The following is a 24,578-nucleotide window of genomic DNA, read 5'->3' as shown; positions in this document are numbered from 1 at the left end:
GGTCAACGGCATGTTGCAGCAATGGTTCCGCCCGTTTTTTCAACGCCGGGCGGCGGCGGACATGCAGATGGAGGCGGAGCGGAGAGAGTGGCTGTCAGGGGGGACTTCAGGGTGCCGGCGCGCGCGCCGGCGGGGTCATGCCCGGACGATGCACGGAGCCGGAGTGCGCATAAATGTCGCAGGCCGAATCAATCTATCCGACGCTGTTGGCAAGGTCCGAAAAGACGTGTTCAATACTCTTCATGGCCGTTCGCACTGAGTCTCTGCTCAAGAACCCTGGCTGCCAGAAAAGCTTCGCCTCCGACGAGACGGACGCCTTGGTCCCTGCGACCTCCGATCACACAATTCACCCGGAATGCCAATTATGTGAAAGGAACATTCATCCATGAAATCCGTTTTCCTGTATAATGATTCCACAGGCATTGATTCCATCCGACTTCAGCCGGTTGTCTCGGGAGACAAACATGCAAAGGGGTGAATCCGACGTCTTCAATCTGTTCTCGGAGATCTACTCAAGCACTGCGCGCGAGGAGATGTCTCTTCAGGAATATCTCCTAGCGTGCAGAGATGACAAAAGCATGTACGCCACCGCCCAGGAGCGGATGGTGGAAGCAATCGGCGAGCCTACCCTGATCGATACCAGCGCCGACGAACGGCTCGGGCGCATCTACTCCAACCGCACCATCAAGATCTATCCGGCGTTCTCCGAATTCTACGGCATGGAGGACACGATCGAGCGGATCGTCGGCTACTTCCGCTATGCGGCGCAGGGGCTGGAGGAACGCAAGCAGATTCTCTACCTGCTCGGCCCGGTCGGCGGCGGCAAGTCTTCGCTCGCCGAACGGCTGAAGAAGCTGATGGAAGTGAAGCCGATCTACACGCTGATGGTGGACGGCAAGGTCAGCCCCATCTTCGAAAGCCCGCTCGGCCTGTTCCATCCCGAGCGCATGGCCGACCTCCTGGAAGACAAGTACGGCATCGGCCGGCGGCGCCTCACCGGGCTGATCTCGCCCTGGGCCGCCAAGCGGCTCGACGAGGTCGGCGGCGACATCTCCAAGTTCAGCGTCGTCAAGATGCTGCCGTCGCGGCTGCGCCAGATCGCGATCGCCAAGACCGAACCGGGCGACGAGAACAACCAGGACGTCTCCTCGCTGGTCGGCAAGGTGGACATCCGCCAGCTGGAAAACTACAGCCAGGCCGATCCGGACGCCTATTCCTACTCCGGCGGCCTGAACCGGACGACGCAGGGCCTGCTCGAATTCGTCGAGATGTTCAAGGCGCCGATCAAGGTGCTGCATCCGCTGCTGACCGCGACCCAGGAAGGCAACTACAACGGCACGGAGAACTTCGGCGCCTTCCCCTATCAGGGCATCGTGCTGGCGCACTCCAACGAATCCGAGTGGCTGCAGTTCAAGAACAACAAGAACAACGAGGCCTTCCTCGACCGCATCCTCGTGGTCAAGGTGCCCTACTGCCTGCGCGTCACCGAGGAACGGCAGATCTACGAGAAGCTCCTGCGCGAAAGCGAGCTCGCCAAGAACCCGTGCGCGCCGGAAGTGCTGGAAACGCTCAGCCGCTTCACCGTCTCGACAAGGCTTGCCGTGCACGAGAATTCCTCGCTCTACACGAAGATGCGGGTCTATGACGGCGAGAACCTGAAGGACGTCGATCCCAAGGCGAAGTCCGTGCAGGAGTACCGCGACGCCGCCGGCGTCGACGAGGGCATGACCGGGGTCAGCACCCGCTTCGCCTTCAAGGTGCTGTCGGAAACCTTCAACTACGACACGAAGGAAGTGGCCGCCGATCCGGTGCACCTGATGTACATCCTCGAGCAGGCGATCCGGCGCGAGCAATATCCCAAGGAGACCGAGGCCGCCTATCTCGACTTCATCCGCTCCGAGCTTGCCAGCCGCTATGCCGAGTTCATCGGCCACGAGATCCAGAAGGCCTATCTGGAATCCTACAGCGAGTACGGCCAGAACCTGTTCGACCGCTACATCGCCTATGCCGATGCATGGCTGGAGGACCAGGACTTCAAGGATCCCGACACCGGCCAGATCCTCAACCGGCAGATCCTCGACAGCGAGCTGTCGCAGATCGAAAAGCCCGCCGGCATCGCCAACCCGAAGGATTTCCGCAACGAGGTGGTGAAGTTCACGCTCAGGGCACGGGCGAAGAACAGCGGCCGCAACCCGTCCTGGACCAGCTACGAGAAGCTTCGCGAGGTGATCGAGAAGCGGATGTTCGGCCAGGTGGAGGATCTCCTGCCGGTGATCAGCTTCGGTTCGAAGAAGGACAGCGCCACCGAGAAGCAGCATGCCGAATTCATCAGCCGCATGATCGAGCGCGGCTATACCAAGCGGCAGGTCCGCCGGCTGGTCGACTGGTACATGCGCGTCAACAAGGCCGGCTGACGCTTCAGCGAGCGGTCCGGGGGTGCATGTCATCCCCTGCCCGCGACCGGTATGCACTCCACCCGGAGGGACCTCGGAGATGGCGGCAATCCTCGCCGGCGCAGATGGCCGTCGCAGCATCGGGGCCGGGCAGGCACCTCCCTCCCAGCCCGCCATAAATTGCCTGAAATGGCGGTCCACTGTGCGATGGCAGCAGCATGAATGACAACCATCATCCGGGGCGCTGAGGCATGCCGAATTTCATCGACCGGCGTCTGAATCCGAAGGACAAGAGCATCGGCAACCGGCAGCGCTTCCTGAAACGGGCGCGCGAGGAACTGAAGCGTGCCGTCAAGGAGCAGGTGAAGTCGATCGGGATCGCCGATGTCGGCGGCGGGCAGAACGTCTCGATGCCGACGCGCGGGGTGGGCGAGCCGACCTTCCAGCCGGCCGGCGACACCGGCGACCGGGAGCGGGTGCTTCCCGGCAACCGCGAGTTCTCGCCGGGCGACCGGCTGCGCAAGCCGCAGGGCGGCGCCGGCGGCAAGGGCGGCGCCGGCACGGGCGAGGACGAGGACGACTTCCAGTTCTCGCTGTCGCAGGACGAGGTACTGGACCTGTTCTTCGAGGACCTCGAACTGCCCGACATGGTCAAGCTCTCGCTCAAGGAGACGCTGACGTTCAAGCCGCGGCGCGCGGGCTATGCGGTGACGGGATCGCCGACCAACATCAACGTCGGCAAGACCATGCGCAACAGCCATGGCCGGCGCATCGCGCTGAGAAGGCCGAAGCAGGCCGAGGTCGACGCGCTCGCAGCCGAAATCGCGGAACTGGAGAAGAAGGCCAGGCCGGGGCCGAAGGACAAGGAACGGCTCGCCATGCTGCAGGCTGAGCTGGACTGGCTGGAGCGCCGCCGCCGCCGCGTCCCCTTCATCGATACGGTCGACATCCGCTTCAACCGCTTCGAGCAGCAGCCGCTTCCGAATGCGAGCGCGGTGATGTTCTGCCTGATGGACGTCTCCGCCTCGATGGGCGAACGCGAGAAGGACCTGGCCAAGCGCTTCTTCGTGCTGCTGCACATGTTCCTCAGGCGCCGCTACGAGCGCATCGAGATCGTCTTCATCCGCCACACCGACGAGGCCCGCGAAGTCGACGAGGAGACCTTCTTCTACTCGACCCAGAGCGGCGGCACGATGGTCTCGACCGCGCTGGAGGAGATGCTGCGGGTAATCGAGGCGCGCTATCCGGCGAGCGAGTGGAACATCTATGCCGCCCAGGCTTCCGACGGCGACAACATCTCCGGCGATTCCGACCGCTGCGTGGCGCTTTTGTCGACGGTGATGAAATACTGCCAGTACTACGCCTATGTGGAGATCATCGACGAACGCGAAAGCGAGATCTTCGCCCGCACCGACAACGGCACTTCGCTCTGGCGCGCCTACCGGACGGTCGACGGCGACTGGCCGAATTTCCAGATGACCCGCATCGCCAAGCCCGGCGACATCTACCCGGTCTTCCGCAAGCTCTTCGCCAAGCAGCCGACGCTGCGCCAGCCGCGCAAGTAGAAGGAACCGTCATGAAGAGCTCCGGCAAGCTGCTGTTCGACGGGTCCGACTGGAACTTCGACACGCTGTCGAGGACCTATGACGCGATCGAGGAGATTGCGCTCGGCGAACTGAAGCTCGACATCTATCCGAACCAGATGGAGATCATCTCGTCGGAGCAGATGCTGGACGCCTATTCGTCCGTCGGCATGCCGCTGATGTACCAGCACTGGTCGTTCGGCAAGCGCTTCGTGTTCGAGGACCACCTCTACCGCAAGGGCCGCCGCGGGCTTGCCTACGAGCTGGTGATCAACTCCAATCCCTGCATCGTCTACCTGATGGAGGAGAACACGATGGCGATGCAGGCGCTGGTGACTGCCCATGCCGCCTTCGGCCACAACCACTTCTTCAAGAACAACTACCTGTTCCGGCAATGGACCGACGCCAGTGCGATCCTGAGCTACATGGAGTTCGCCAAGAAATACATCACCCGGTGCGAGGAACGGCACGGGACGGCCGCCGTCGAGGCGATCCTGGATTCGGCCCATGCGATCATGGACCAGGGCGTGTTCCGCTATCGCCGGCCGCCGCGGCTGTCCTCGGAAAAGGAACGCGAGCGGGCACGCGAGCGGCTGGAATACGAGGAGCAGACCTTCAACGACCTGTGGCGCACGCTGCCGACGTCGGGATCACCGAAAGAGAGGGCGGAAGCCGAGCGCGACGCCTCGGAGCGCAAGAAGGCGCTGAACCTGCCGGAAGAGAACCTGCTCTACTTCCTGGAGAAGACGAGCCTGATCCTGGAGCCCTGGCAGCGGGAGCTCCTGCGCATCGTGCGCGTGATCGCGCAGTACTTCTATCCGCAGCGGCAGACCAAGGTCATGAACGAGGGCTGCGCCACCTTCACGCACCATACGATCATGAACCGGATGTTCGAGAAGGACCTTGTCAGCGAAGGCACGATGCTGGAGGTGCTGCACAGCCACGCCAACGTGGTGTTCCAGCCCGGCTTCGACGATCCCCGCTACCACGGCATGAACCCCTATGCGCTGGGGTTCGCGATGATGCAGGACATCCAGCGGATCTGCACGGAGCCGACCGCGGAGGACCGGGACTGGTTCCCCGAGATCGCCGGCAACGGCGACTGGCGCGCGACGCTTCTCGACGCCTGGGCGAACCACCGCGACGAATCCTTCATCCTGCAATATCTGAGCCCGGCGCTGATCCGAAAGTTCCGGCTGTTTTTGCTGACCGACAGCTCCGGCGACAACTATCTCGAGGTCGCCTCGATCCACAATGAGCGCGGCTATCAGGCCGTCCGCGCGGCGCTTGCCCGCAACTACGACATCGGCGCGAACCAGCAGGACATCCAGGTGGTCGACGTGGACCTCCTCGGCGACCGGCAGCTCCGGCTGCAGCACAACGTCAAGAACGGCGTGCTGCTGGAGGAGGCCAGCCGCGATGCAACGCTACGCCACATCCGCCACCTCTGGGGCTACGACGTCAGCCTCGTGGGCGTGGATGCCGAAAGCGGAGAGGAGCTCTACGAATGCTCCACGGACGGCGACATGCTGTAAATTAGCTGGGGCGGCCGGCGCGTTCCGGCTATTCGGCGGCGTTGCGCGTCTCGATCTCGACCTCGACGTCGTAGGAATAGCCGTCCAGCATGCCGTAGGCCTGCTCGATGTCCTTGATCTGCGCCTCGGCCTTCTCGATCGCATCGGCGATCGCCTCGCTGCGAGCGCGCAGCATGCTGCCGAATACGTCCGTGGACGGGCGCTTGCCGACGCGGTCCATGTGGTTGCGGATGCGGGCGCGGTGGCGCTCCATCTCCATGATGTGGAAGCGCGCATTGACGATCTCGTTCGTCAGCTTGCGCCGGATGGTGGCGATCGGGTCGAAGCTGCCGGGCTCACGCTCGTCGAGGATCACCTCGTTGATCAGCTTCTCCAGCACCATCAGGCCCTTGAGGTCCTTGGTATCGGCGAGCTCGGGATCGTAGCCGGTGTCGTCATAGACCTTGCGGCGGACGGGATCGAGCAGGAGTTCGTATGCCGCCTTCAGCCGCGCGAAGGTATCGACGTCGCCGCCGGAATCGGGATGGGCGGTCTTGGCGCGGCGGCGATAGGCGGCCTTGATGGAGGCCGTGTTGGCGTCGCGCGCGACACCGATGATGTCATAGGGATCGATCACAGTTTCACCCGTCTTCGGCAAGTTCGATGAAGAACCGGCCCTCTCCTAAAGGCTGGCGGCGCCCGCCTCAACCCCGCAGAAGGCGTCATGCCCACTTCCTTGCGCCGTCTTGTATCGGCGGCGAGAATCATAGCCGAAATCCGACATTCCTATGTTCTCACGACCGGGGGAGCGCGACAATCGCACGCCCATCCACGGAATCTGCAATCGGTCGATATCAGTGCGGGTTGGTCTCAGTGGGGGCGCATGCCCTGATCGCGCATGTCGCCGAGCGCGCGAACGGCGTCGCGCTGGCCGGTCGCGGCAAGTGCCTCGAAGATCCGCCGCGCATCGCCCGTGCGGTTCAGGCCCTTGTAGGCATAGCCGCGCAGGACCATGAGATCGGCGCGCTCGGTGCGCAACTGCGCCAACTGGTCGAGGAAGAGGATGGTCTCGCGGAAGCGGCCGGCGTCGAAGGCGGCGACGGCGCGGTTCGACAGGATGGCCGCCTGCAGTTCCACCGCGCGTTCGCGCGGCTGCTTCGCCCTGGTCGCGGCGATGGCGGCCTCCCTGAAGAGACCGGCGCGGATATAGGCGAGGCTCTGGCCGTAGGCCGCATCGCGCCGCACGTCCGGCACCGTCGTGCGCAGTGCCGCGTCGAAGGCGGCGGCGGCCTCGAGCGGGCGGTTCAGGTCCATCAGGCACCAGCCGCGCGCAAGGGCCGTGGCGGGCGGCAGCGTCTGCGGGTCGAGGGTCGTCCTGCAGCCGGCGACGGTACGGGCACGCGCGGATTGGCGGTCGCGGCGAACCGCGCGCTCCTCGCCGGAGGGGCGAACATAGGTCACCGCCGCATCATGGGCCGCGCCTTGCGGCTCGCCGGTCGCCGCCGCCTGCGGCCGGGCCGCGCTCCCTTCGGCGCGACCGTCCCGTGTCCGCGGTTCCTGCTCGCTCACGCGCGCGATGCGCTCCGAGCGGCCCTGCCACAGCGCCTGCACGGCGCGCATACCCGTCAGGTCCCGCAGCCTCAGACGGGCGACGGCGAGGCCATAGGCGGAGGGCTCGTCGTCCTCCTTCCAGTTCAGCGCCGACAGGAACCATTGCTCCGCCGTCTTCGGCTGGTCGAAGGCGAGCGCATACCAGCCGAACTGCTGGGCGCTGGCCGGATCTTTCTCCTTCAACGTCGCAGCCGCCATCCGCTGGAGCACGTCGGCCGTGATGGCCACCGGCGGATCGAGGGCAAGCGTGTTGGCGACGGCGGCGAGATAGGTGGCCTTCGTCTCGTCGGAGGTGTCGTACCAGCGATGCATGACCTCTTCGGCTTCCAGCGGCATCTTCCGGTCGATCAGCGCCAGCGCCAGGCCCTGCGAGGCGGAGGCCGTGTCCTCGATACCGCGCGCCTTGCGGAACCAGCGCTCGGCCGTCGGCATGTCGTCTCGCCGCAGCGCATACCAGCCGAGCAGCAGCGCATCCGAGGAAAGGCCCTCGCGCTCCACCAGCCGTTCGACGCGCTGGATGTAGGGCACGGCGACGGCGAGCTTTCCGTCCTCGTCGCCGGCCGCGACGAACCGGCGGGCGAGATCGTCGCGGATGCTCTCGAATTCGCGCGTGCCGTCGGGAAGGGTCTTCTCGAAACCGAGCAGTTCCTGCATGTCGGCGTAGTCGAGCAGGGCGGCGGCCTTCTGGATGGTCGCGATGCGCTCGGGCTGGTTGGCGCAATTGCGCAGCACGTAGGCATAGGCATCGCGGGCGCGCATCGTGCGGTCGGTTCCCGCGAAGGCCTCGGCCACGCGCCAGAGGATATCGACGTCGCTGCAGGTCAAGAGGCTCGGCGTGTCCGCGGCGAGGCCGACCACCTCGGCAAACCGCTTGGCATCCGATGCCGCGATCAGCCGGCTGCGCCGCTCGGCGATGGCGAGCCGGTCCAAAAGGTCGGCCGGCGGCGTCCAGCCGGGTTCGCCCGCCTGCCGGTCGGCGATGGCGGTGCGGACGTCGGCATAGCGCGCCTCGGAATAGAGCTGCCACATCCGTTCCAGTTGTTCGTCGGCGTTCTGCGGCACGGCCAGCGGGTCACGCGGCGGCGTCCAGTTCGGATAGAGCGCGCGGAGCCGGGCGATCTCGGCCTGGAGGCGGGCGGTATCGCCCTTGCTGGCGAAATAGCGAAGGGCGCTCTCATCGACGACGGGCGCGGACGGGCCGGGCGCAGGTGCCGGTTGCTGCGGGGCCTGTGCCTGGTTCTGGGTCTGATCCTGGGCCTGTGCATGCATGACCGGCTGTGCCGCCGGTGCCTGCGGCCGGGATCGCTCCTGCGGCTGATGCCGGGCCAGCTGTGTTTCTCCGACCCTGCCGGTACGCGACGATCCGGTCGCCGCGGAACCGTCCGGGACCACCGAAGCGGTCTGGTTCATCCTGTCGATGGCCTGGTCGAACAGATGGATCTCCGGCCTCAGCACGCCGACGACGCTGCTTGCCGCCGCTCCCACACATGCGATCGCCAGAACTACGGATCTCATCGTGATGCCGGTCTCCACCTGGGGCGTCCGCGACGGGGCCCTGCCCCCGCGACGTTTCGCGTGCCGGCGGCGCGCGATTCCACCGGCAGGCGAGATATCGACAAAGCCAGACTATGGTTAACGATCGGTAAAGACGGCCCCGTCCCCACGCCTATCTGCCCTTTCCGAAACGGCCGAGCAGCGAGAAGGTGACGAGCCCCAGCAAGACGGACAGGCAGGCCAGCAGCACCGCATAGGAGAGAATGTTGGTCGACAGCCAGTTTGCGGCGATCAGCCGGTAGTTCCAGAAGGAGAACGGCTGCGTCGGCAGGAAGTCGACGCGGGTCACCGGCCGCGATTCCATGGGGGTATCGCCGATGCCGAAGAGCGTCAGCGAGCCGGAGAGACGCTCCCAGTTCGCATTGCGGGTCAGCGTGGCGGCGCCGCTCTGCAGCTTTTCGGGCGTCGGCGCGGTGAGCACGAGCCAGGCGCCGCCGCCGGACGGACCGATGCCCTGCGCCATCACCACGTTGGCGGTATCGGGCGGCACGAACATCGCCTCTTCGCCCGGCCGGAACCGCAGCGAGCCCAGTGAGATGTCGAACGTCCGGTCGAGCCATTCGCTGACGGCCGCAAACGGCTTCTGCCAGGAACTGCTGCTGGTCTTCTGGCGCCATTCGTCGAGCATGTCGGTATTGGCGTCGGCGGATGCGCTTTGCGCCGAGGTGCCCCAGATCTTGGCGGCCTCTTCGGAGAGGTGGGTCTGCGCCAGGGCCACCGGCGGGATCTGCGATATCTGGCCGACAAAGATGGCGTTGCCGCCCGTGGCGGCGGCGGACGCCTTGGGGACGGTGCGGATCGGCCGCCCGGCCATCACGGAAAGCTGGCTGAGCAGCGTGGCCGTCGCCGACAGCGTCTGGTTGTCGGTCCGCTCGACGATCAGGTCGACGGTCTCGCCGCCGCGACCGTAGGGAAATCCCGTGCCGGCCACGGCGGCGAGATTGGGAAGCTGGGCGATGCGGGCGAAATCGCCGACACGGAACTCCGAGGTGTCGAACAGGGCAAAGCGCGGCTCGTTGCTGGCGGTCGTGCCAGGCGAGCAGATCTGGTCGGCCCGGGTCTGCAGCACGGCCTCGATCTCGATCAGATTGGCGCCGGGGCGGAAATGACGCATCGTGAAGCGGATCGGATGATGGCGCAGGACATCGCCGCCCGCCCGGGTGATCGGCACCGTCGAGGCGATGCTGCCGTTCACGTAGACGTCAATGTGGCTGCCGGGCAGCACATCGCGCGAATAGGCCGCATCGAGCAGGATGCGGGCCTCGCCATAGGCATCGCCGTAGAAGTCGGAGGGAATGCCGACATGGAAACCGGTGCGGAACCGGCGGCCGCTGAACTCGGCCGACTTCAGGCCCAGCGCCGAGAACGGCAGGCGCGCGCTTCCGGTCAGAAGCGGCGTGTTCATGCCGGTCCAGCGCTGGGTCGCCAGCACCGCCCGGGTCACGTCCGGCGGCCGGTCCACCGGCGCCAGGATGTTGTCCACCACGCTCTCGACGGATTGCCAGCTCGGGCCGGTCAGGACCAGGATCGGCGCGCCGGTGGCGGGGTTCTCCATGAAGGCTGCGATGCCGCCCGAACGCGCGCCGTCGGGCAGCCTCGGCAGGATGACCTCGAGTTCGGCCGCGGTCCCGACGACGACGGTCAGTTCGCCGGCCTCGGCCTTCGCGGGAAGGCCGGTCGAGAACTCGAACACCTGGTTCGGCATCGCCGCCAGCATGCCGAGCGCCTGCGACAGCCGCAAAAGCGGGGTCATCGTCGCGGACTGCTCCAGTTTCGGCACGACGATGTTGAAGCGGGTCTGGCCGAGCGCGTTGACGCCGACGGCGCGGATATCGTCGAGGGTCGGCTGCGCGGTCATCTTGGCCGCGTCGAATTCGAGGAATGTCCGCTCGGGGACGACATCCGACCAGAGCTCGTAGGTCGACTGCACGGTGCAGTCGGTCCGGTGTCGCTGCGCGGCGCGGAAGCCGATCTTGTTCGTCCCCGGCCGCATCAGCCCGTAGGGGATCTCGAAGCTTTTGTCGGACACGTCGCCGGGCGACTGGATCGGCCCCTCGCCGATCAGGGTGTCGTTGACGAAGACCGACAGCGTCGAGGCCTCGGGGGCCACATAGATGCTGTTGCGGTAGCCGAAGTTCAGTTTCGAGGCCGCCTCGGCCTGCTCGGGGGTGAGATAGACGGTCCATTCGCGATTGGCAGTTTCGCCGGCAAGGCTGAGGCGGTCGGACGGGATGACGAACATCCGCTGCCCCGTGGTCGCGCCCGCGGGCTGCGGCAGGGGGCCGCCGGGGCTCGCCTCCGGGGCTGCCGGTGGTGCCTCGGGGCTTTCCGCCGGCGCCGGTGGCGGTTGCGGCGGGGCGCCGGTCGCGTCCGGCGAACGCTCGCCACTCATGTCGAATGGCTGCTGCGCGTATAGCGGCGCCGAAAGGGTGCTGGAGGCGATCAGCGCCGCGGCAAGGACGGCCCTCATCGCGTGGCCTCGCCGGCGACGCCCGGCCCGGCCTCTCCCGCCTTGGCCACTCTTGCCCCGGGCTTGGCGCTCCGGAGCAGATAAACGAGGCCGCGGCTCGTCTGGTAGAGCGCCACGCGCAGGAACCACAGCGTTCCGAACAGGATGCCCGGATTGCCGCGCCGGGCGAGCTGGAAATCGCTCCACTGGTTGGAATTCGCGAAGATGAGGTCGGCGACGAGGCTGTGGTGGCGCGCAACGCAGGGCGTGAAGCGGCAGCCGATCGCCGTCAGGTCGCCATGGCCCTCGACGTTGCGGACCTGCACCGGCAGTTCCTCCGGCTCGTCGCCGCCATAGGGCACGAAACGGATCACCGCATCCATGTCGAAGCCGACGTTCTGGCGGTCGATGCCGTAGACCTGCACCCGTGCGCCGTTCGCCGAGACATTCTCGATCGTTGCCGGAAAGCTGTGGCCGTCCGTCACGAAATCGCACCGGCGGCTGACCCGGACGCGCCGGCTCGCGGACTTCTCGCCACGCTCGGAGACGACGCCGAGCGCGCAGCCGGCGATGATCAGGTTGAGCAGGTTCCAGCCGCCCACCACCAACGTCACGTCGGCCTTGTAGGGCTCGGCATAGAAGCGATAGACGCTGACCAGGAGGGCGATGAACAGCACCGTGAAGATGACGAAGAACGGCCGGCTGATCTCCGACAGGCGGCTGACGAGAACCGATTCGTCCTTGGCGGTCACCTTGAAGGTCGGCTTGCGCGGGTTGAGGATCACCGAGACCACCGCCGGCAACAGATGCACGCTCTGCACATATTCGTAGAGCTCGGAAATCCAGGGCCACCGGAAGGTGCCGTAGAGATAGTTCTGCATCATCATGTTCACCAGCATGTAGGCCAGCGTGTAGCCGAGGAACTCGCCACCCGACGCGGTGAAGATCTGCAGGTCGAAGAAGAGGTAAAACAGCGGCGCGATCAGAAACATCGTCCGCGGGAACGGGAAGAACCAGAAGAGCGTCGACGACATGTAGCAGAGGCGCTGGGGGATCGACAGGCCGCGCTTGAACAGCGGAAAGCGGAACCGCAGGATCTGGATCATGCCCTGGGCCCAGCGGCTGCGCTGGCCGATGAAGCTCGCAAACGTGGCCGGCTGCAGGCCGGCAATCAGCGGCTTGTCGACATAGACGCTGTTCCAGCCGCGCGCATGCAGCGCGATCGCAGTCTCGCAGTCCTCGGTGATCGAGACGCCGCTGAAGCCGTCCGTCTCCTTCAGCGCCCGGCGGCTGAGGACCGCGGCCGAGCCGCAGAAGAAGGCGGCGTTCCACTTGTCGAGCCCGCGCTGGATGATGCCGTAGAACATCTCGTTCTCGCTCGGCATCTTCTCGAAGGTCCTGAGGTTGCGTTCCAGCGGGTCCGGGTTGAGGAAGAAATGCGGCGTCTGGACGAGGAAGAGCTTCGGGTCGTCGTCGAAATAGCCGACGGTCTCGCGCAGGAAATCGCGCGCCGGCGCATGGTCGGCATCGAACACGGCGACGAGTTCGCCGTCCGAATGGGCGAGGCCGTTATTGAGATTGCCGGCCTTGGCGTGCTCGTTGCGGGCGCGGGTGAGATAGCGCACGCCAAGTTCCTCGCAGAGCCGGCGCAGCGTGTCGTGGCGGGCAAGGGCGGCCTGCGCCTCCAGCACCTTGTGCGAGTTCCGTTTCTGCTCGGTGCTGCCGTCGTCGAGAAGCCAGACCTGCAGCCTGTCGGCCGGATAGTCCATCGCCTTGGCCGCGGCGAGCGTGTTGGCCAGCAGCGCCTCGTCCTCGTTGTAGCTCGGCACGAAGACGTCGACCCTGGGAAGGGATTTGACTTCGCTGGTGCGGCCGGTGCGCGGCGGAAGCGGCATGGAGACGACGAAGAGGCTGAGCGCGAGCATGCCGACGCTGTACATCTCCGCCAGATAGAGCAGGAAACCGGGGATGAAATTCTCGAGCTGGCTTATCGGCGGCAGCGTGCTGGTGGAGCGCCAGTAGACGTAGCGCAGGATGATCGCGGTGCCGAGCGCCAGCGCGACGAGGCGCCAGATGCCCTCGCCCTTCAGGATCTTGATGAGCGCCATGAGCGCCACGATCGTGATGCTGGCGATCAGTTGCGTCTGCATGTTGATCGGCAGGGTGATCAGGGTGAGGACGCACAGCGTGACCACTGCCCAGACTGCGACGGTGCCGATCCTGTTCATTCCCATTCCTTCGTGCGCGGGCAATAACCTAGAATTAGCCGCTTCCCGTTAACGAAAAATTAGCCGGCGGGAATTTCGCGGGCTCAATTGCAGGCGGCGTCGACGCAACCCGGCGCCGGCACGACGACCGTTGCGCCGGGTTCCGCGGTTCGCGCGCCCGTCGCAGAGGAAGGAACGGCCGCCGGAGAAGGAACGACCACCGCCGGGCGCGGCGATGGCCCGCCTTCGCCGTCTGCGGCGTCCGTTTCAGCACGCTCGACGGCAACACGCCGCACCCTCGGGGGGCTTGCGACCGGGCGGGCAGCGCGCGTCGAAAGCTCGGACGCGCCGGGCACGATCGGACTGGAATCCTCGCCGATCGCCGGATCCGCCGGACGCGGCGGGCCATAGGGGTTCCAGCCCTGCGGCTCGAACGTCCCGTTGATGGTGTAGCCGTACATGATTGCCAGCAGTTCGCGTTCGTCGGCGTCGCTGGCGCACAGGCGCGCGCGGATCTGGATGTTGCCGCGGTTCTGGAAGAGGGTGCGCTCGTTGTCGCGGGCGCGCAGCTGCTGCCAGCCGTAGAGGCAGGAATCGCCGGCCGCGCTGCGCCCGTAGGCATAGCCGAACGGGCCGTAGTGGTTCTGCAGGTAGAGCTGCGAGGTCTTCATCGCAACGCCCGGGATCTGCTGGCGCATCTCCGCGGACAGCTTGCCGGCATGCACTGGGCGGAAGCCCAGCCTGTTCTCGCCGTCCAGCGCCGCATCCATCGGTCCGAACATCTGGATGCTGAGGTAGTTCTGGCCGGGAATGGCAGACGAAGTGAAGAGGGAGACCTTCTGCTCCACGGCGTTGGCGTAGTTGCGCTGGACCACGTCGACGACGGCCGGGCCGCCGGCCGCAGGCACGATCAGCGCTTCGCTCTCGGCAACGATACGGTTGGCGGCGGGAAGGCGCACGCCATCGCGCGCCGCGCACCCGGCAACGAGGGCTGCGGCGGCCAGCGCGGCGATGCCGGTCTTCGGCCAGAATTGTCTTACGCCGCAAGCCGTTGGCAAGAGCAACGCTCCCGAATCAGTTCCGCGTTTCCATGCTCCCGTGTATAGATCACAAGGAAAGGCTGATAAACCTGCGGGGCGGCCGGCAAAGACAGAAAGCCGGCCCTTGCCGGGCGCTGCGTCAATCCATGGAACGGACGGCGGGACGCCTGCCGGGAGCGGCGCGGGCGCGCGCCTGCAGGGCCAGCACGGCCGTCAGGATCTCGGCTGTCGCAAGGGCCGCGATCACCGCCGGGCGCTTGTCGTCGAGGCCGCTGCCGCCGATCGGACAGACGAGACGCCCGGCGAGCTCCGGATGGCCGACCTCGCGGGTGAGCCAGGTTCTGAAGGTCGCGCGCTTCGTCTTCGAGCCGATCATGCCGACATAGGCCGCATCGTCCCGCCGCAGCGCCTCGGCGGCGATGAGGAAGTCGAGCGCATGGTCGTGCGTCAGGACGACGAAGGCGCTGCCGGCGGGGGCCTCGCGAACGACCGCCTCGGGCATGGCCGTCAGGCGGGTCTCGACTCCGGGGACCCGGGCGGCGGCCAGCTCTTCGGCGCGGCCGTCCAGAAGGATGGTGCGGACCGGGGCGAGCGAGAGCGCAAGCGCCAGCGCGTTGCCCACATGCCCGGCGCCGAAGAGATGGACGCAGGGCCGTGCTGCGATCTCGCGCTCGCAACGCTCGATCAGGCGTGCGGCCAGTGCGGGCGTGACCCTTTCGAAGGCGAGGCCGACGCGGCCACCGCAGCACTGGCCGATCTCGGGTCCGAGCGGAATGGACAGCGGCCCGGCTGCCTGCCGCTGCCGCAGGGCACGGCGGGCGTGGTCGATCGCCATGAACTCCAGTCGGCCGCCGCCGATTGTGGAGAAGCTGCCGCGCTGCGACACCAGCATCCAGGCGCCGGCCTCGCGCGGCGTCGAGCCGTCCACTGCCGCGATTTCGACCAGCATGCAGCCGGGCTCGGCTTGCAGGAAGGCGCGGAGATCGTCGCGGGCGACAGGCATTGAAAAGATCCTCGTCCCGCCGGCCGGGCGCTTTGGGCCGATGAGCCGGCGATAGTGCACGACGATGATAGTGCGCAAGTGCGATCGGGGACAACAAGGCGCTGCAATTTCGTCCCGCATGCGCTATCGATCGATAGGACCACCATGTGCAGACCGCATCCGCAGGGAGACGAGCATGACCGATAGAACCTATGTCGCGCCGAAGGGCGGCGCGCCCCTGCAGACGCAGTTGCTGACCGGCCGCGCGGTCTTCACCGAGGCCTATGCCTTCATCCCCAAAGGTGTGATGATGGACATCGTCACGAGCTACCTGCCGTTCTGGAACGATACCCGGCTTTGGGTACTGGCACGCCCGCTCTCCGGCTTTGCCGAGACGTTCTCGCAATACATCATGGAAGTCGCCCCCGGCGGCGGCAGCGAGCGGCCGGAGACGGACCCTGCGGCCGAGGGTGTCCTGTTCGTGATGGAGGGCGAGGCGACGGTCGAACTCGGCGGAAAGAGCCACGTGCTTTCTCCCGGCGGCTATGCCTACCTGCCGCCGTCCAGCGGCTGGCGCCTTTTCAACAAGGGATCGGAGCCGGCCCGTTTCCACTGGATCCGCAAGGCCTATGAGAAGGTCGACGGGCTGGACGTGCCCGAGGCACTGTTCCTCAACGAAAAGGACATCGCGCCGGCGCCGATGGCGCACACGGACGGCAAGTGGGCGACGACGCGCTTCGTGGACCCGTCCGACCTGCGCCACGACATGCACGTCACGATCGTGACGCTGGAGCCCGGCGCGGTGATCCCCTTTGCCGAGACGCATGTGATGGAGCACGGGCTCTACGTGCTGGAAGGCAAGGCGGTCTACCGGCTGAACCAGGACTGGGTCGAGGTCGAGGCCGGCGACTTCATGTGGCTGCGCGCATTCTGTCCGCAGGCCTGCTATGCGGGTGGTCCGGGCAGCTTCCGCTACCTGCTCTACAAGGACGTGAACCGGCACATGAAACTCTCCCTGTAGGACGGCGTCGCCGGCCGGCACCCGCCGCAAACGGGCAGGATGTGGCCGCTTTCGCGCAGGGCCGGAAAAAACGGGCCGCGGCGACCGATTTGCCGCGTGCGCCGATTGCAACGAGCGCCTTGATCGGTAAATATAATTTTACAGCGCATTGCGGGCATTGGAACGCGGTCTGCGCTACACGCTATCCCATTCTCACGAAGAGGTTCCGATTCGATTCGATATGTTTGCTGATGCCTGAAAAATTTCTGCTTCTTCTCTTATTTCTTCCCTTTGTCGGCAGCATCGTGACTGCCCTGCTTTGGCGTACCGCCGCCCGAACGCTTCCCGCCTGGCTCGCAGGCGGCGTCGCGCTTGCCGCCACGATCCTCACGGCGTTCTACTATCCTTCGGTGACGAACGGAAAGATCGTCCGGTTCGAGATAGCGTGGCTGCCCGAACTCGGGCTGAATTTCACGTTGCGGCTGGACGGCTTCGCCTGGCTCTTCACCATGCTGGTGACCGGCATCGGCTTCCTCGTGGTCGTCTATGCCCGCTACTACATGTCGGCCGAGGATCCGATCCCGCGCTTCTTTTCGTTCCTGCTCGCCTTCATGGGGGCGATGCTCGGCATCGTGCTGTCCGGCAACATCATCCTGCTGGCGATCTTCTGGGAGCTGACCAGCATCTTCTCCTTCCTGCTGATCGGCTACTGGTATCACAACGCCAATGCCCGCGACGGCGCGCGCATGGCGCTGACGATCACCGGCATCGGCGGGTTCTGCCTGCTGATCGGTTTCCTTCTGCTCGGCCATATCGTCGGCAGCTATGATCTTGACGAGATCCTGGCAGCGGGCGAGGTGATCCAGCAGCATTCGCTCTACCTGCCGGCGCTGGTCCTCATCCTGATGGGAGCACTGACGAAGAGCGCGCAGTTTCCCTTCCATTTCTGGCTGCCGAACGCGATGGCGGCGCCCACTCCCGTCTCGGCTTACCTGCATTCGGCCACCATGGTGAAGGCCGGGGTGTTCCTGCTCGTCCGGCTCTGGCCGGCGCTTTCGGGCACGTTCGAATGGTTCTGGCTGGTCGGCATAGCCGGGATCTCCACCCTAGTGCTCGGCGCCTACTTCGCCATCTTCCAGCGCGACCTGAAGGGGCTGCTCGCCTATTCGACGATCAGCCATCTCGGGCTGATCACCACCATGCTCAGCCTCGGCAGCCCGCTGGCGGCGGTCGCCGCAATCTTCCACATGGTCAACCACGCCACCTTCAAGGCGTCGCTCTTCATGGCGGCCGGCATCATCGACCACGAGACCGGCACCCGCGACATGCAGAAGCTGTCCGGGCTGTTCCGTTTCATGCCCTACACCGCCACGCTTGCCATGGTGGCCTGTGCGGCGATGGCGGGCGTGCCGCTCCTGAACGGGTTTCTGTCGAAGGAGATGTTCTTCGCCGAGGCGGTGGAAACGCATGCGGATTCGATCCTGGACCGGGCGCTGCCCTATCTCGCCACGCTCGCCGGCGCCTTCAGCGTCGCCTATTCGATCCGCTTCATCCATACGGTCTTCTTCGGGCCACCGCCGACCGACATTCCCAATCCGCATCCGCACGAGCCGCCGCGCTGGATGCGCTTCCCGGTCGAGTTCCTGGTCTTCGCCTGCCTGATCGTCGGCATCGTGCCGAGCCTGTCGATCGGCCCGTTCCTCGGTACGGCGGTGATCTCGGTGCTCGGATCCGATACGCCGCAATACAGCCTGCACGTCTGGCACGGCGTCAACCTGCCGCTCGTCATGAGCGTGATCGCGATGATCGGCGGCACCATCCTCTATTTCGCGCTGCATCGCTATCTCGCCCATGCCGAGGACGGCCCGCCGATCTTCCGGCACCTGCGCGGACAGCGCATCTTCGAGCGCATCCTCGTGACCGTCTCGTGGAAATGGGCACGCTGGCTCGAGGCGAACCTCGGCACGCGGCGGCTGCAGCCGCAGTTGCGGCTGGTGGCCGGGATCAGCTTCCTGGCCGCCTTCGTGCCGCTCTATTTCTCCGGTTTCGAGGCGAAGCTGCCGCCCTTGACCGGAGTGGACCCGGCCTTCGCGATGCTCTGGGCGATCGGCATGCTTTCGGCGCTGAGCGCCGCCGTCGTCGCCAAATACCACCGGCTCGCCGCGCTTTTGATGATCGGCGGCGCCGGCATCGTCACCTGCGTGACCTTCGCCTGGCTTTCGGCACCCGATCTCGCAATCACCCAGTTGCTGGTGGAGATCGTCACCACCGTGCTCCTGCTCCTCGGGCTGCGCTGGCTGCCCAAGCGGCTGGGGAAGGTCGACGACAGCACCAGCTTCACCGCACGGATCAGGCGCCTGCGCGACTTCGCCATCGCCGCCACCTGCGGCGTCGGCATGTCGATCCTCGCCTATGCGGTGATGACGCTGCCGGTGCCCGATACCATCGCCAACTACTTCCTGGAGCACGCCTATACGGAAGGCGGCGGCCGCAACGTCGTCAACGTCATCCTGGTCGATTTCCGCGGCTTCGACACCATGGGCGAGATCGCCGTCCTCGGCATCGTGGCGCTCACGGTCTTCGCGCTGCTCCGCCGCTTCCGTCCGGCGGTGGAGAGCATCGAGGTGCCCGAACAGCAGCGGATCCAGAACGCCTACGACCACGACCAGCCGGAGCGGCAGGAGGGCGACACCGTGCGCGACTACCTGCTCGTGCCGTCCGTGGTCATGCAATGGCTGTTCCCGGTCATCATCACCTTCGCCATCTTCCTGTTCATGCGCGGCCATGACCTGCCCGGCGGCGGCTTTGCCGCGGGCATCACCATGGCGATCGCCTTCCTGCTGCAGTATCTCGGCGGCGGCACGCGCTGGGCGGAAGACCGGCTGAGAATCCTGCCGCTGCGCTGGATCAGCCTCGGGCTGCTGGTGGCGGTGGCGACGGGCGCCGGATCGTGGTTCCTCGGCTACCCGTTCCTCACATCGCATTCGCAATACCTGACGCTGCCCCTGATCGGTAAGGTCCCGGCCGCCACGGCACTGCTGTTCGACCTCGGCGTGTTCGTCCTGGTCGTGGGCGCGACCGTGCTGATCCTGATTGCGATCGCCCACCAGTCGATCCGTACCTATCGGGTCAAGACCCCGCCGAAACCGGAGGACGCATGATGGAACTCATTCTCTCGCTCGGCATCGGTATCATGACGGGTTCGGGCGTGTGGCTGATCCTGCGCCCGCGCACCTACCAGGTCATCATCGGCCTGTCGCTCCTGTCCTATGCCGTCAACCTCTTCATCTTCGGCGTGGGCGGATTGAAGGTGAACGCGCCAGCCATCCTCACCGACGGCGTGCCGGTTTCCGCCTACACGGACCCCGTGCCGCAGGCGCTGGTGCTGACGGCGATCGTGATCGGTTTCGCCACCACCGCGCTCTTCCTCGTGGTGCTGCTCGCCTCGCGCGGGCTGACCGGCACCGACCACGTCGACGGTCGAGAGCAGTCGCAATGAACCTGGCCCATCATCTCATCGTCGCGCCGATCCTGATCCCGCTCGTCACGGGCGCGGCACTGCTCCTGTTCGACGAGCGCCAGCGCACCCTGAAGGCAATGATCGGCCTCGCCTCGTCGCTGCTGATCTTCGCCGTGGCGGTCGCGCTGTTCCGCTTCGCCGACCGCATCGACGGACCCGAGGCCGCCCGGCAGGGCGTCTACCTGCTCGGCAACTGGGCCGCCCCCTTCGGCATCGTGCTCGTGGTCGACCGCCTCTCGGCGCTGATGCTGGTGCTGACGGCGACGCTGGCGGTTCCGGCGCTGATCTTCGCGATGGCGCGCTGGCACACGGCCGGCGCCCATTTCCACAGCCTGTTCCAGTTCCTGCTGATGGGGCTGAATGGCGCTTTCCTAACCGGCGACCTGTTCAACCTGTTTGTCTTCTTCGAGGTGATGCTCGCCGCATCCTATGGCCTGCTTCTGCACGGCTCCGGGCTGCAGCGCGTCAAGGCCGGGCTTCACTACATCGCCGTCAACCTGGCCGCAGCACTCCTCTTCCTAATCGGGGTCAGCCTCATCTACGGGGTGACGGGCACGCTGAACATGGCCGACCTTGCCGAGCGCGTGGCCACCGTGGGTGCGGAACAGCGGATGCTGCTCGAGGCCGGCGCCGGGATTCTCGGGGTCGCCTTCCTGATCAAGGCCGGCATGTGGCCACTGAATTTCTGGCTACCTCCCGCCTATACGGCCGCCTCGGCGCCTGTCGCCGGCATCTTCGCCATCATGAGCAAGGTCGGCATCTACGTCATCCTTCGGCTCACCCTTCTGGTCTTCGGCGAGGGAACGCCGTCGTCCGGCTTTGGACTGCACATCCTCCTGATCGGGGGGCTCGCCACCATCACCTTCGGCGCGATCGGCGTGCTCGCCTCGCAGGCGCTGGGACGGCTTGCCGGCTTCTCCGTGCTCGTCTCCTCCGGCACGATGCTGACCGCCATCGGCATGAGCAGCGGCGGGATCACCACCGGCGCGCTGTTCTATCTCGTCAGTTCGACGCTGACGATCAGCGCCTTCTTCATGCTGATCGAACTCGTCGAGCGCGGCCAGGACGCCGGCGCCAGCGTGCTCGCCGTGACCATGGAGGCCTATGGCGACGCCGATGCGGACGACGAGGAGGAAGAGGGCGGCGGCGGCTTCGCCATGCCCGGGACCATGGCCATGCTCGGCATCTGCTTTGCGGCCTGCGGCATCCTGCTTGCGGGCCTGCCGCCGCTGTCCGGCTTCGTCGCGAAATTCGCGATGCTGTCGGCGATGCTGAACCCTGCCGGTGGCGACAGCGCCGCCCCGGTGCCGGCCTATATCTGGTTCGTCGTGTTCCTGATCATCCTGTCGGGGCTGTCCGCCCTGATCGCCATGACGCGTACCGGCATCCGCACCTTCTGGGCATCGATGGAGGGCACGGCGCCGCGCGTGCTGGTGATCGAGATGGCGCCGGTGCTGCTCCTGCTGTTCGCCACCATGCTCCTCACCGTCCAGGCCGGCCCGGTGATGCGCTACATGGATGCCACGACCGAAGCGCTCGGCGCCACGCACCACTATGTCGATGCCGTGACCGGCGCCCGGCGCGTCGGCGCTCCCGGCCAGGAGGTGCAGCCATGAGCGTGCTTCCCTACCCGCTCCTGTCGCTGTCGCTGGTGCTGATGTGGATGGCGCTGAACAGCTTCACCATCGGTCACCTCCTCCTTGGCAGCGTCATCGCCACCTTCGCCTCCTGGGGGATGGCGGCGCTCCGCCCGCACAAGCCCCATATCCGCCGCTGGCACCTCCTGCCCTACCTCATCGGCATCGTGCTCATCGACATCGTGCGATCGAACATCGCCGTCGTCTCGATCATCGTGGCCGGGCGGCGGCAACGGCAACGCTCCGGCTTCCTGACGATCCATCTGGACCTGAAGGACCAGACGGCGCTGGCCATCCTCGCCGTGATCGTGACCAGCACGCCCGGCACGGCCTGGCTGGAGTACAATTCCTCCAACGGCACGCTGCTGATTCATGTGCTCGATCTCGTCGACGAGCAGGAATGGACCGACCTCGTCAAGAACCGCTATGAAAGACTGCTGATGGAGATCTTCGAATGAGCGCCATCATCCTTTACTACGCACTGACGGCCGCCCATGTGATGCTGTCGCTCGCTATGGCGCTGGCGCTGCTGCGCATGATCCGCGGGCCGCGCGCCCAGGACCGGGTGCTGGGGCTGGACACGCTCTACGTCAACTCCATGCTGCTTCTTCTGACCTTCGGCATCGGCAGCGGCAGGACGATCTATTTCGAGGCGGCGCTGATCATCGGGCTGCTCGGCTTCGTCGCTACCGTGGCGCTGGCGAAATTCCTGATGCGCGGGGAGGTCATCGAATGAGCCAGGCCGCCGACCTGCCGCTGTGGGCGGCCATCGCCGTCTCCGCCTTCCTCCTGCTCGGTTCGGCGCTGGCGCTGATCGGCACGATCGGGCTGACGCGCCTGCAGAGCTTCTACGAACGCCTGCATGCGCCGACGCTGGGCACGAGCTGGGGGACCGGCGGCGTGGTGATGGCGTCAATGATCTTCTTCACCGTGACCGAGGCCCGCCCGGTCTTCCAGGAGATCCTGATCGGCATCTTCGTCACGGTGACCACGCCGGTCACGCTGATGCTGCTCGCGCAGGCGGCCCTCCACCGTGACCGCGCGGAAGCCAATCCCGAGGTGCCGCCATGGGCGACCGCGGGAACGGATCTGGAAAAGGATGCGCCCGGGGCCGTCGACTGACGGACAGCCCAGCGTTCCGGCTGACGCGGTTCTGCCGTCGCGCTATCGCGCCGGGCTGCGCGAAGCTATCCTCGCCCCGTCTGCAACAACCCTGCCGCATCGCTCACGCCATGACAAAGCTCGAACTCGAGACCTTCCTGCCCTACCGGCTGAACCGCATCAGCGCTGCGGTGTCGCGCGAGTTCCGCACCGTCTACGGTCCGGACTTCGACCTCAGCGTGCCCGAATGGCGCGTTCTGGCCACGCTCGGCCAGTTCGAGGTGGCGACGGCCAAGGCGATCGGGACCCATTCGGCGATGCACAAGACCAAGGTGAGCCGCGCGGTGAAGGCGCTGGAGGACCGGCGCTGGCTGCGGCGGCGGCCAAGCGAGGCGGACCGCCGCGAGGAACTGCTGCAGCTGACCGATCTCGGCCGCGGTATCTATCTCAGGATCGTGCCGCGGGCCAAGGCCTTCGAGACGCGCCTTCTCGCTTCGCTCGGCGACCATGCGGAAGCCTTCCTGCGAGGGCTGGAGATGATCGAGGCACAACACCTCGACGGCATCCCGCAGGACGGTCCCGACGAGACTGTCTGAACGGGCGCGCACTGCCGCGCCGGATCAGTCGTCCGGCGTCAGGCGGAGCAGGCGGCCGGGGCTATTGTCCTCGATGAGCCAGAGCGCGCCGTCCGGGCCGACAGCGACGTCGCGGATGCGATCCTCCATCTCCCAGCGATCGGCCTCGTCGGCCCCGCCATTGCCGTCGAAGGCGACGCGGATCAGCGCGGTGGCGGCAAGCCCGCCGATGAAGGCCGATCCCTGCCAGCCGGTAAACATCGCGCCGTCGTAGATCACCATGCCGGCGGGCGCGATGACGGGGTTCCAGTAGAGCGCGGGGGCTGCGAATTCCGGGCGCGTTGCATGGCGGGGAATGCGGGCGCCACTATAGTTGTCGCCGTTGGAGACGACCGGCCAGCCGTAGTTCTTCCCCGGCTCGATCAGGTTCAGTTCGTCGCCGCCGCGCGGGCCCATCTCGTGCAGCCACAGCTTGCCGTCGGGCGCAAAGGCGAGGCCGTAGGGGTTGCGGTGGCCCGTGGTCCAGGTCTGCGCGCGCACGCCGCCTTCCGCGCTTTGCGGATTGTCGTCGGGCGTCGAGCCGTCGAGATTGAGGCGCAGCACCTTGCCGCGGGTATCGTCCGGGTCTTGCGCCGTCTTCGGCCGCATGCGGTCGCCGGAGGTCAGAAACAGGTGCCGGCCATCCGGGGCGAAGGCGATGATGCCGCCCGGCTGGCCGCGGCCGCCCTGCGGCTCCTGCCGCCAGATCACCGACAGGTCTTCCAGCGCGGCCGCTCCATCGCTCTCGCCCAGAACGGCACGGGCGAGCACGAGGCTGCCGCCGCCGGAGCCCGGCTCGACATAGGTGATGTACACTGTACGGGTGGAGGCGAAATCCGGGGAGGCTGCGACATCGAGCAGGCCGTTCTGCCCGGACGCCGCCACCTCGGGAACGTTTGCGACCGGCGTCTTCGCCCCTTCCTGCGTCACCAGGAAGATCGCCCCGGGCTTTTCCGTCACCAGCATGCGACCATCGGGAAGGAAAGCGATCGCCCAAGGGGTGTCGAATTCCGCCACGGCGCGGGCTTCGAAGGGCCTGTCGGGAGAGGCCGCGCGATCGCCGGCATTGATGCCCTGCGCCTGCGCGCCCGAACCCAGCGCGAACGCGGCGATGCCGAGTGCCAAGAGACTGTGCCTGCCTGCAATCATGGTCGCTCCCTGCTGCGCTCTTCCTGTGCGATCGGTCATCCTTAACACGCCGCCGCCGGCACGGTTCCTTCACGTCTGCGTGTGCCGGGCGTGACGCCAACGTGACGCCACGCCGCTGCAGCCCGGGTCGTCGTGCAGCACGATGATAATGTCGTAGACAGGCTCTACACACGGTGACACAAGCCCTAATATCCGCCTCCGGTATCAAATCAGGGTCGCACGCA

The 24,578-nt window shown here is 66.2% G+C and carries 18 protein-coding genes; 11 read left to right on the top strand and 7 right to left on the bottom strand.

From position 1 onward, the window contains the following. Positions 1-464: 464 nt before the first annotated feature. The 3 genes from LQK81_RS00915 to LQK81_RS00905 all read left to right on the top strand — a co-directional run bounded on the left by LQK81_RS00915 (position 465) and on the right by LQK81_RS00905 (position 5,511). Positions 465-2,414 carry a PrkA family serine protein kinase gene (locus tag LQK81_RS00915; protein WP_230802793.1) on the top strand — a complete coding sequence of 650 codons (1,950 nt, stop codon included), beginning with the start codon at positions 465-467 and terminating at the stop codon, positions 2,412-2,414. Between the two features lie 230 nt (positions 2,415-2,644). Continuing rightward, complete coding sequence (locus LQK81_RS00910; RefSeq protein ID WP_230802792.1) at positions 2,645-3,958, top strand: YeaH/YhbH family protein; 1,314 nt, start codon at positions 2,645-2,647, stop codon at positions 3,956-3,958. A gap of 11 nt (positions 3,959-3,969) precedes the next feature. Next, positions 3,970-5,511 (top strand): SpoVR family protein, encoded by a 1,542-nt coding sequence (locus LQK81_RS00905; protein ID WP_230802791.1) that lies wholly within the window; start codon positions 3,970-3,972, stop codon positions 5,509-5,511. A gap of 28 nt (positions 5,512-5,539) precedes the next feature. Here the strand turns inward: LQK81_RS00905 and LQK81_RS00900 are convergent, their stop codons facing one another. From LQK81_RS00900 to xdhC, 6 genes are all read right to left on the bottom strand, one after another. After that, positions 5,540-6,127 (bottom strand): J domain-containing protein, encoded by a 588-nt coding sequence (locus tag LQK81_RS00900; protein ID WP_230802790.1) that lies wholly within the window; start codon positions 6,125-6,127, stop codon positions 5,540-5,542. A 233-nt stretch (positions 6,128-6,360) separates the two neighbouring features. Next, positions 6,361-8,616 (bottom strand): cellulose synthase, encoded by a 2,256-nt coding sequence (locus tag LQK81_RS00895; RefSeq protein ID WP_230802789.1) that lies wholly within the window; start codon positions 8,614-8,616, stop codon positions 6,361-6,363. A gap of 151 nt (positions 8,617-8,767) precedes the next feature. Beyond that, complete coding sequence (locus LQK81_RS00890; protein ID WP_230802788.1) at positions 8,768-11,125, bottom strand: cellulose biosynthesis cyclic di-GMP-binding regulatory protein BcsB; 2,358 nt, start codon at positions 11,123-11,125, stop codon at positions 8,768-8,770. Further along, entirely contained in the window at positions 11,122-13,332 is a 2,211-nt protein-coding gene (gene bcsA, locus LQK81_RS00885; RefSeq protein ID WP_230802787.1) for a UDP-forming cellulose synthase catalytic subunit, read from the bottom strand. The genes LQK81_RS00890 and bcsA overlap by 4 nt, the downstream gene beginning before the upstream one ends. An 83-nt stretch (positions 13,333-13,415) precedes the next feature. Continuing rightward, the gene (gene bcsN / locus LQK81_RS00880; RefSeq protein WP_230802786.1) at positions 13,416-14,369 is read right to left on the bottom strand and encodes a cellulose biosynthesis protein BcsN; all 954 of its coding nucleotides are present in this window, start codon (positions 14,367-14,369) and stop codon (positions 13,416-13,418) included. 121 nt (positions 14,370-14,490) lie between these two features. Further along, positions 14,491-15,354 carry a xanthine dehydrogenase accessory protein XdhC gene (gene xdhC, locus LQK81_RS00875; protein ID WP_230802785.1) on the bottom strand — a complete coding sequence of 288 codons (864 nt, stop codon included), beginning with the start codon at positions 15,352-15,354 and terminating at the stop codon, positions 14,491-14,493. Positions 15,355-15,529: 175 nt separating this feature from the next. Between xdhC and LQK81_RS00870 the strand changes: the two genes are divergently transcribed. From LQK81_RS00870 to LQK81_RS00835, 8 genes are all read left to right on the top strand, one after another. Beyond that, on the top strand, positions 15,530-16,354 hold the full coding sequence (locus LQK81_RS00870; protein WP_230802784.1) for a bifunctional allantoicase/(S)-ureidoglycine aminohydrolase: 825 nt from the start codon (positions 15,530-15,532) through the stop codon (positions 16,352-16,354). Positions 16,355-16,578: 224 nt separating this feature from the next. Next, entirely contained in the window at positions 16,579-19,494 is a 2,916-nt protein-coding gene (locus LQK81_RS00865; protein WP_330166525.1) for a monovalent cation/H+ antiporter subunit A, read from the top strand. After that, on the top strand, positions 19,494-19,832 hold the full coding sequence (locus LQK81_RS00860) for a Na+/H+ antiporter subunit C (RefSeq protein WP_230804367.1): 339 nt from the start codon (positions 19,494-19,496) through the stop codon (positions 19,830-19,832). Before LQK81_RS00865 ends, LQK81_RS00860 begins: the two co-directional genes overlap by 1 nt. Continuing rightward, complete coding sequence (locus tag LQK81_RS00855; RefSeq protein ID WP_230802782.1) at positions 19,829-21,469, top strand: monovalent cation/H+ antiporter subunit D; 1,641 nt, start codon at positions 19,829-19,831, stop codon at positions 21,467-21,469. The genes LQK81_RS00860 and LQK81_RS00855 overlap by 4 nt, the downstream gene beginning before the upstream one ends. After that, positions 21,466-21,948, top strand: a complete 483-nt coding sequence (locus LQK81_RS00850) for a Na+/H+ antiporter subunit E (protein ID WP_230802781.1) — start codon at positions 21,466-21,468, stop codon at positions 21,946-21,948. The genes LQK81_RS00855 and LQK81_RS00850 overlap by 4 nt, the downstream gene beginning before the upstream one ends. Next, positions 21,945-22,226 (top strand): K+/H+ antiporter subunit F, encoded by a 282-nt coding sequence (locus LQK81_RS00845; protein ID WP_230802780.1) that lies wholly within the window; start codon positions 21,945-21,947, stop codon positions 22,224-22,226. The genes LQK81_RS00850 and LQK81_RS00845 overlap by 4 nt, the downstream gene beginning before the upstream one ends. Then, positions 22,223-22,612, top strand: a complete 390-nt coding sequence (gene mnhG / locus LQK81_RS00840; protein ID WP_230802779.1) for a monovalent cation/H(+) antiporter subunit G — start codon at positions 22,223-22,225, stop codon at positions 22,610-22,612. Before LQK81_RS00845 ends, mnhG begins: the two co-directional genes overlap by 4 nt. Positions 22,613-22,722: 110 nt before the next feature. Then, complete coding sequence (locus LQK81_RS00835) at positions 22,723-23,187, top strand: MarR family winged helix-turn-helix transcriptional regulator (RefSeq protein WP_230802778.1); 465 nt, start codon at positions 22,723-22,725, stop codon at positions 23,185-23,187. A gap of 24 nt (positions 23,188-23,211) precedes the next feature. Here the strand turns inward: LQK81_RS00835 and LQK81_RS00830 are convergent, their stop codons facing one another. Continuing rightward, entirely contained in the window at positions 23,212-24,354 is a 1,143-nt protein-coding gene (locus tag LQK81_RS00830) for a PQQ-dependent sugar dehydrogenase (RefSeq protein ID WP_230802777.1), read from the bottom strand. Between the last annotated feature and the right edge of the window lie 224 nt (positions 24,355-24,578).

This window comes from Rhizobium sp. GN54 (assembly GCF_021026345.1).
Taxonomy (GTDB): domain Bacteria; phylum Pseudomonadota; class Alphaproteobacteria; order Rhizobiales; family Rhizobiaceae; genus Mycoplana.
Note: the sequence above shows the minus strand (reverse complement) of the source record. Positions and strands in the feature narration are given on the sequence as shown.

What these genes read in the sequence shown, in the direction of transcription:
- LQK81_RS00830 (WP_230802777.1), bottom strand. Translation starts at nt 24,354, where the DNA reads ATGATTGCAGGCAGGCACAGTCTCTTGGCACTCGGCATCGCCGCGTTC.
- bcsA (WP_230802787.1), bottom strand. Translation starts at nt 13,332, where the DNA reads ATGAACAGGATCGGCACCGTCGCAGTCTGGGCAGTGGTCACGCTGTGC.
- LQK81_RS00905 (WP_230802791.1), top strand. Translation starts at nt 3,970, where the DNA reads ATGAAGAGCTCCGGCAAGCTGCTGTTCGACGGGTCCGACTGGAACTTC.
- LQK81_RS00910 (WP_230802792.1), top strand. Translation starts at nt 2,645, where the DNA reads ATGCCGAATTTCATCGACCGGCGTCTGAATCCGAAGGACAAGAGCATC.
- LQK81_RS00860 (WP_230804367.1), top strand. Translation starts at nt 19,494, where the DNA reads ATGGAACTCATTCTCTCGCTCGGCATCGGTATCATGACGGGTTCGGGC.
- LQK81_RS00855 (WP_230802782.1), top strand. Translation starts at nt 19,829, where the DNA reads ATGAACCTGGCCCATCATCTCATCGTCGCGCCGATCCTGATCCCGCTC.
- mnhG (WP_230802779.1), top strand. Translation starts at nt 22,223, where the DNA reads ATGAGCCAGGCCGCCGACCTGCCGCTGTGGGCGGCCATCGCCGTCTCC.
- LQK81_RS00915 (WP_230802793.1), top strand. Translation starts at nt 465, where the DNA reads ATGCAAAGGGGTGAATCCGACGTCTTCAATCTGTTCTCGGAGATCTAC.
- LQK81_RS00850 (WP_230802781.1), top strand. Translation starts at nt 21,466, where the DNA reads ATGAGCGTGCTTCCCTACCCGCTCCTGTCGCTGTCGCTGGTGCTGATG.
- LQK81_RS00845 (WP_230802780.1), top strand. Translation starts at nt 21,945, where the DNA reads ATGAGCGCCATCATCCTTTACTACGCACTGACGGCCGCCCATGTGATG.
- LQK81_RS00835 (WP_230802778.1), top strand. Translation starts at nt 22,723, where the DNA reads ATGACAAAGCTCGAACTCGAGACCTTCCTGCCCTACCGGCTGAACCGC.
- LQK81_RS00870 (WP_230802784.1), top strand. Translation starts at nt 15,530, where the DNA reads ATGACCGATAGAACCTATGTCGCGCCGAAGGGCGGCGCGCCCCTGCAG.
- LQK81_RS00890 (WP_230802788.1), bottom strand. Translation starts at nt 11,125, where the DNA reads ATGAGGGCCGTCCTTGCCGCGGCGCTGATCGCCTCCAGCACCCTTTCG.
- xdhC (WP_230802785.1), bottom strand. Translation starts at nt 15,354, where the DNA reads ATGCCTGTCGCCCGCGACGATCTCCGCGCCTTCCTGCAAGCCGAGCCC.
- LQK81_RS00895 (WP_230802789.1), bottom strand. Translation starts at nt 8,616, where the DNA reads ATGAGATCCGTAGTTCTGGCGATCGCATGTGTGGGAGCGGCGGCAAGC.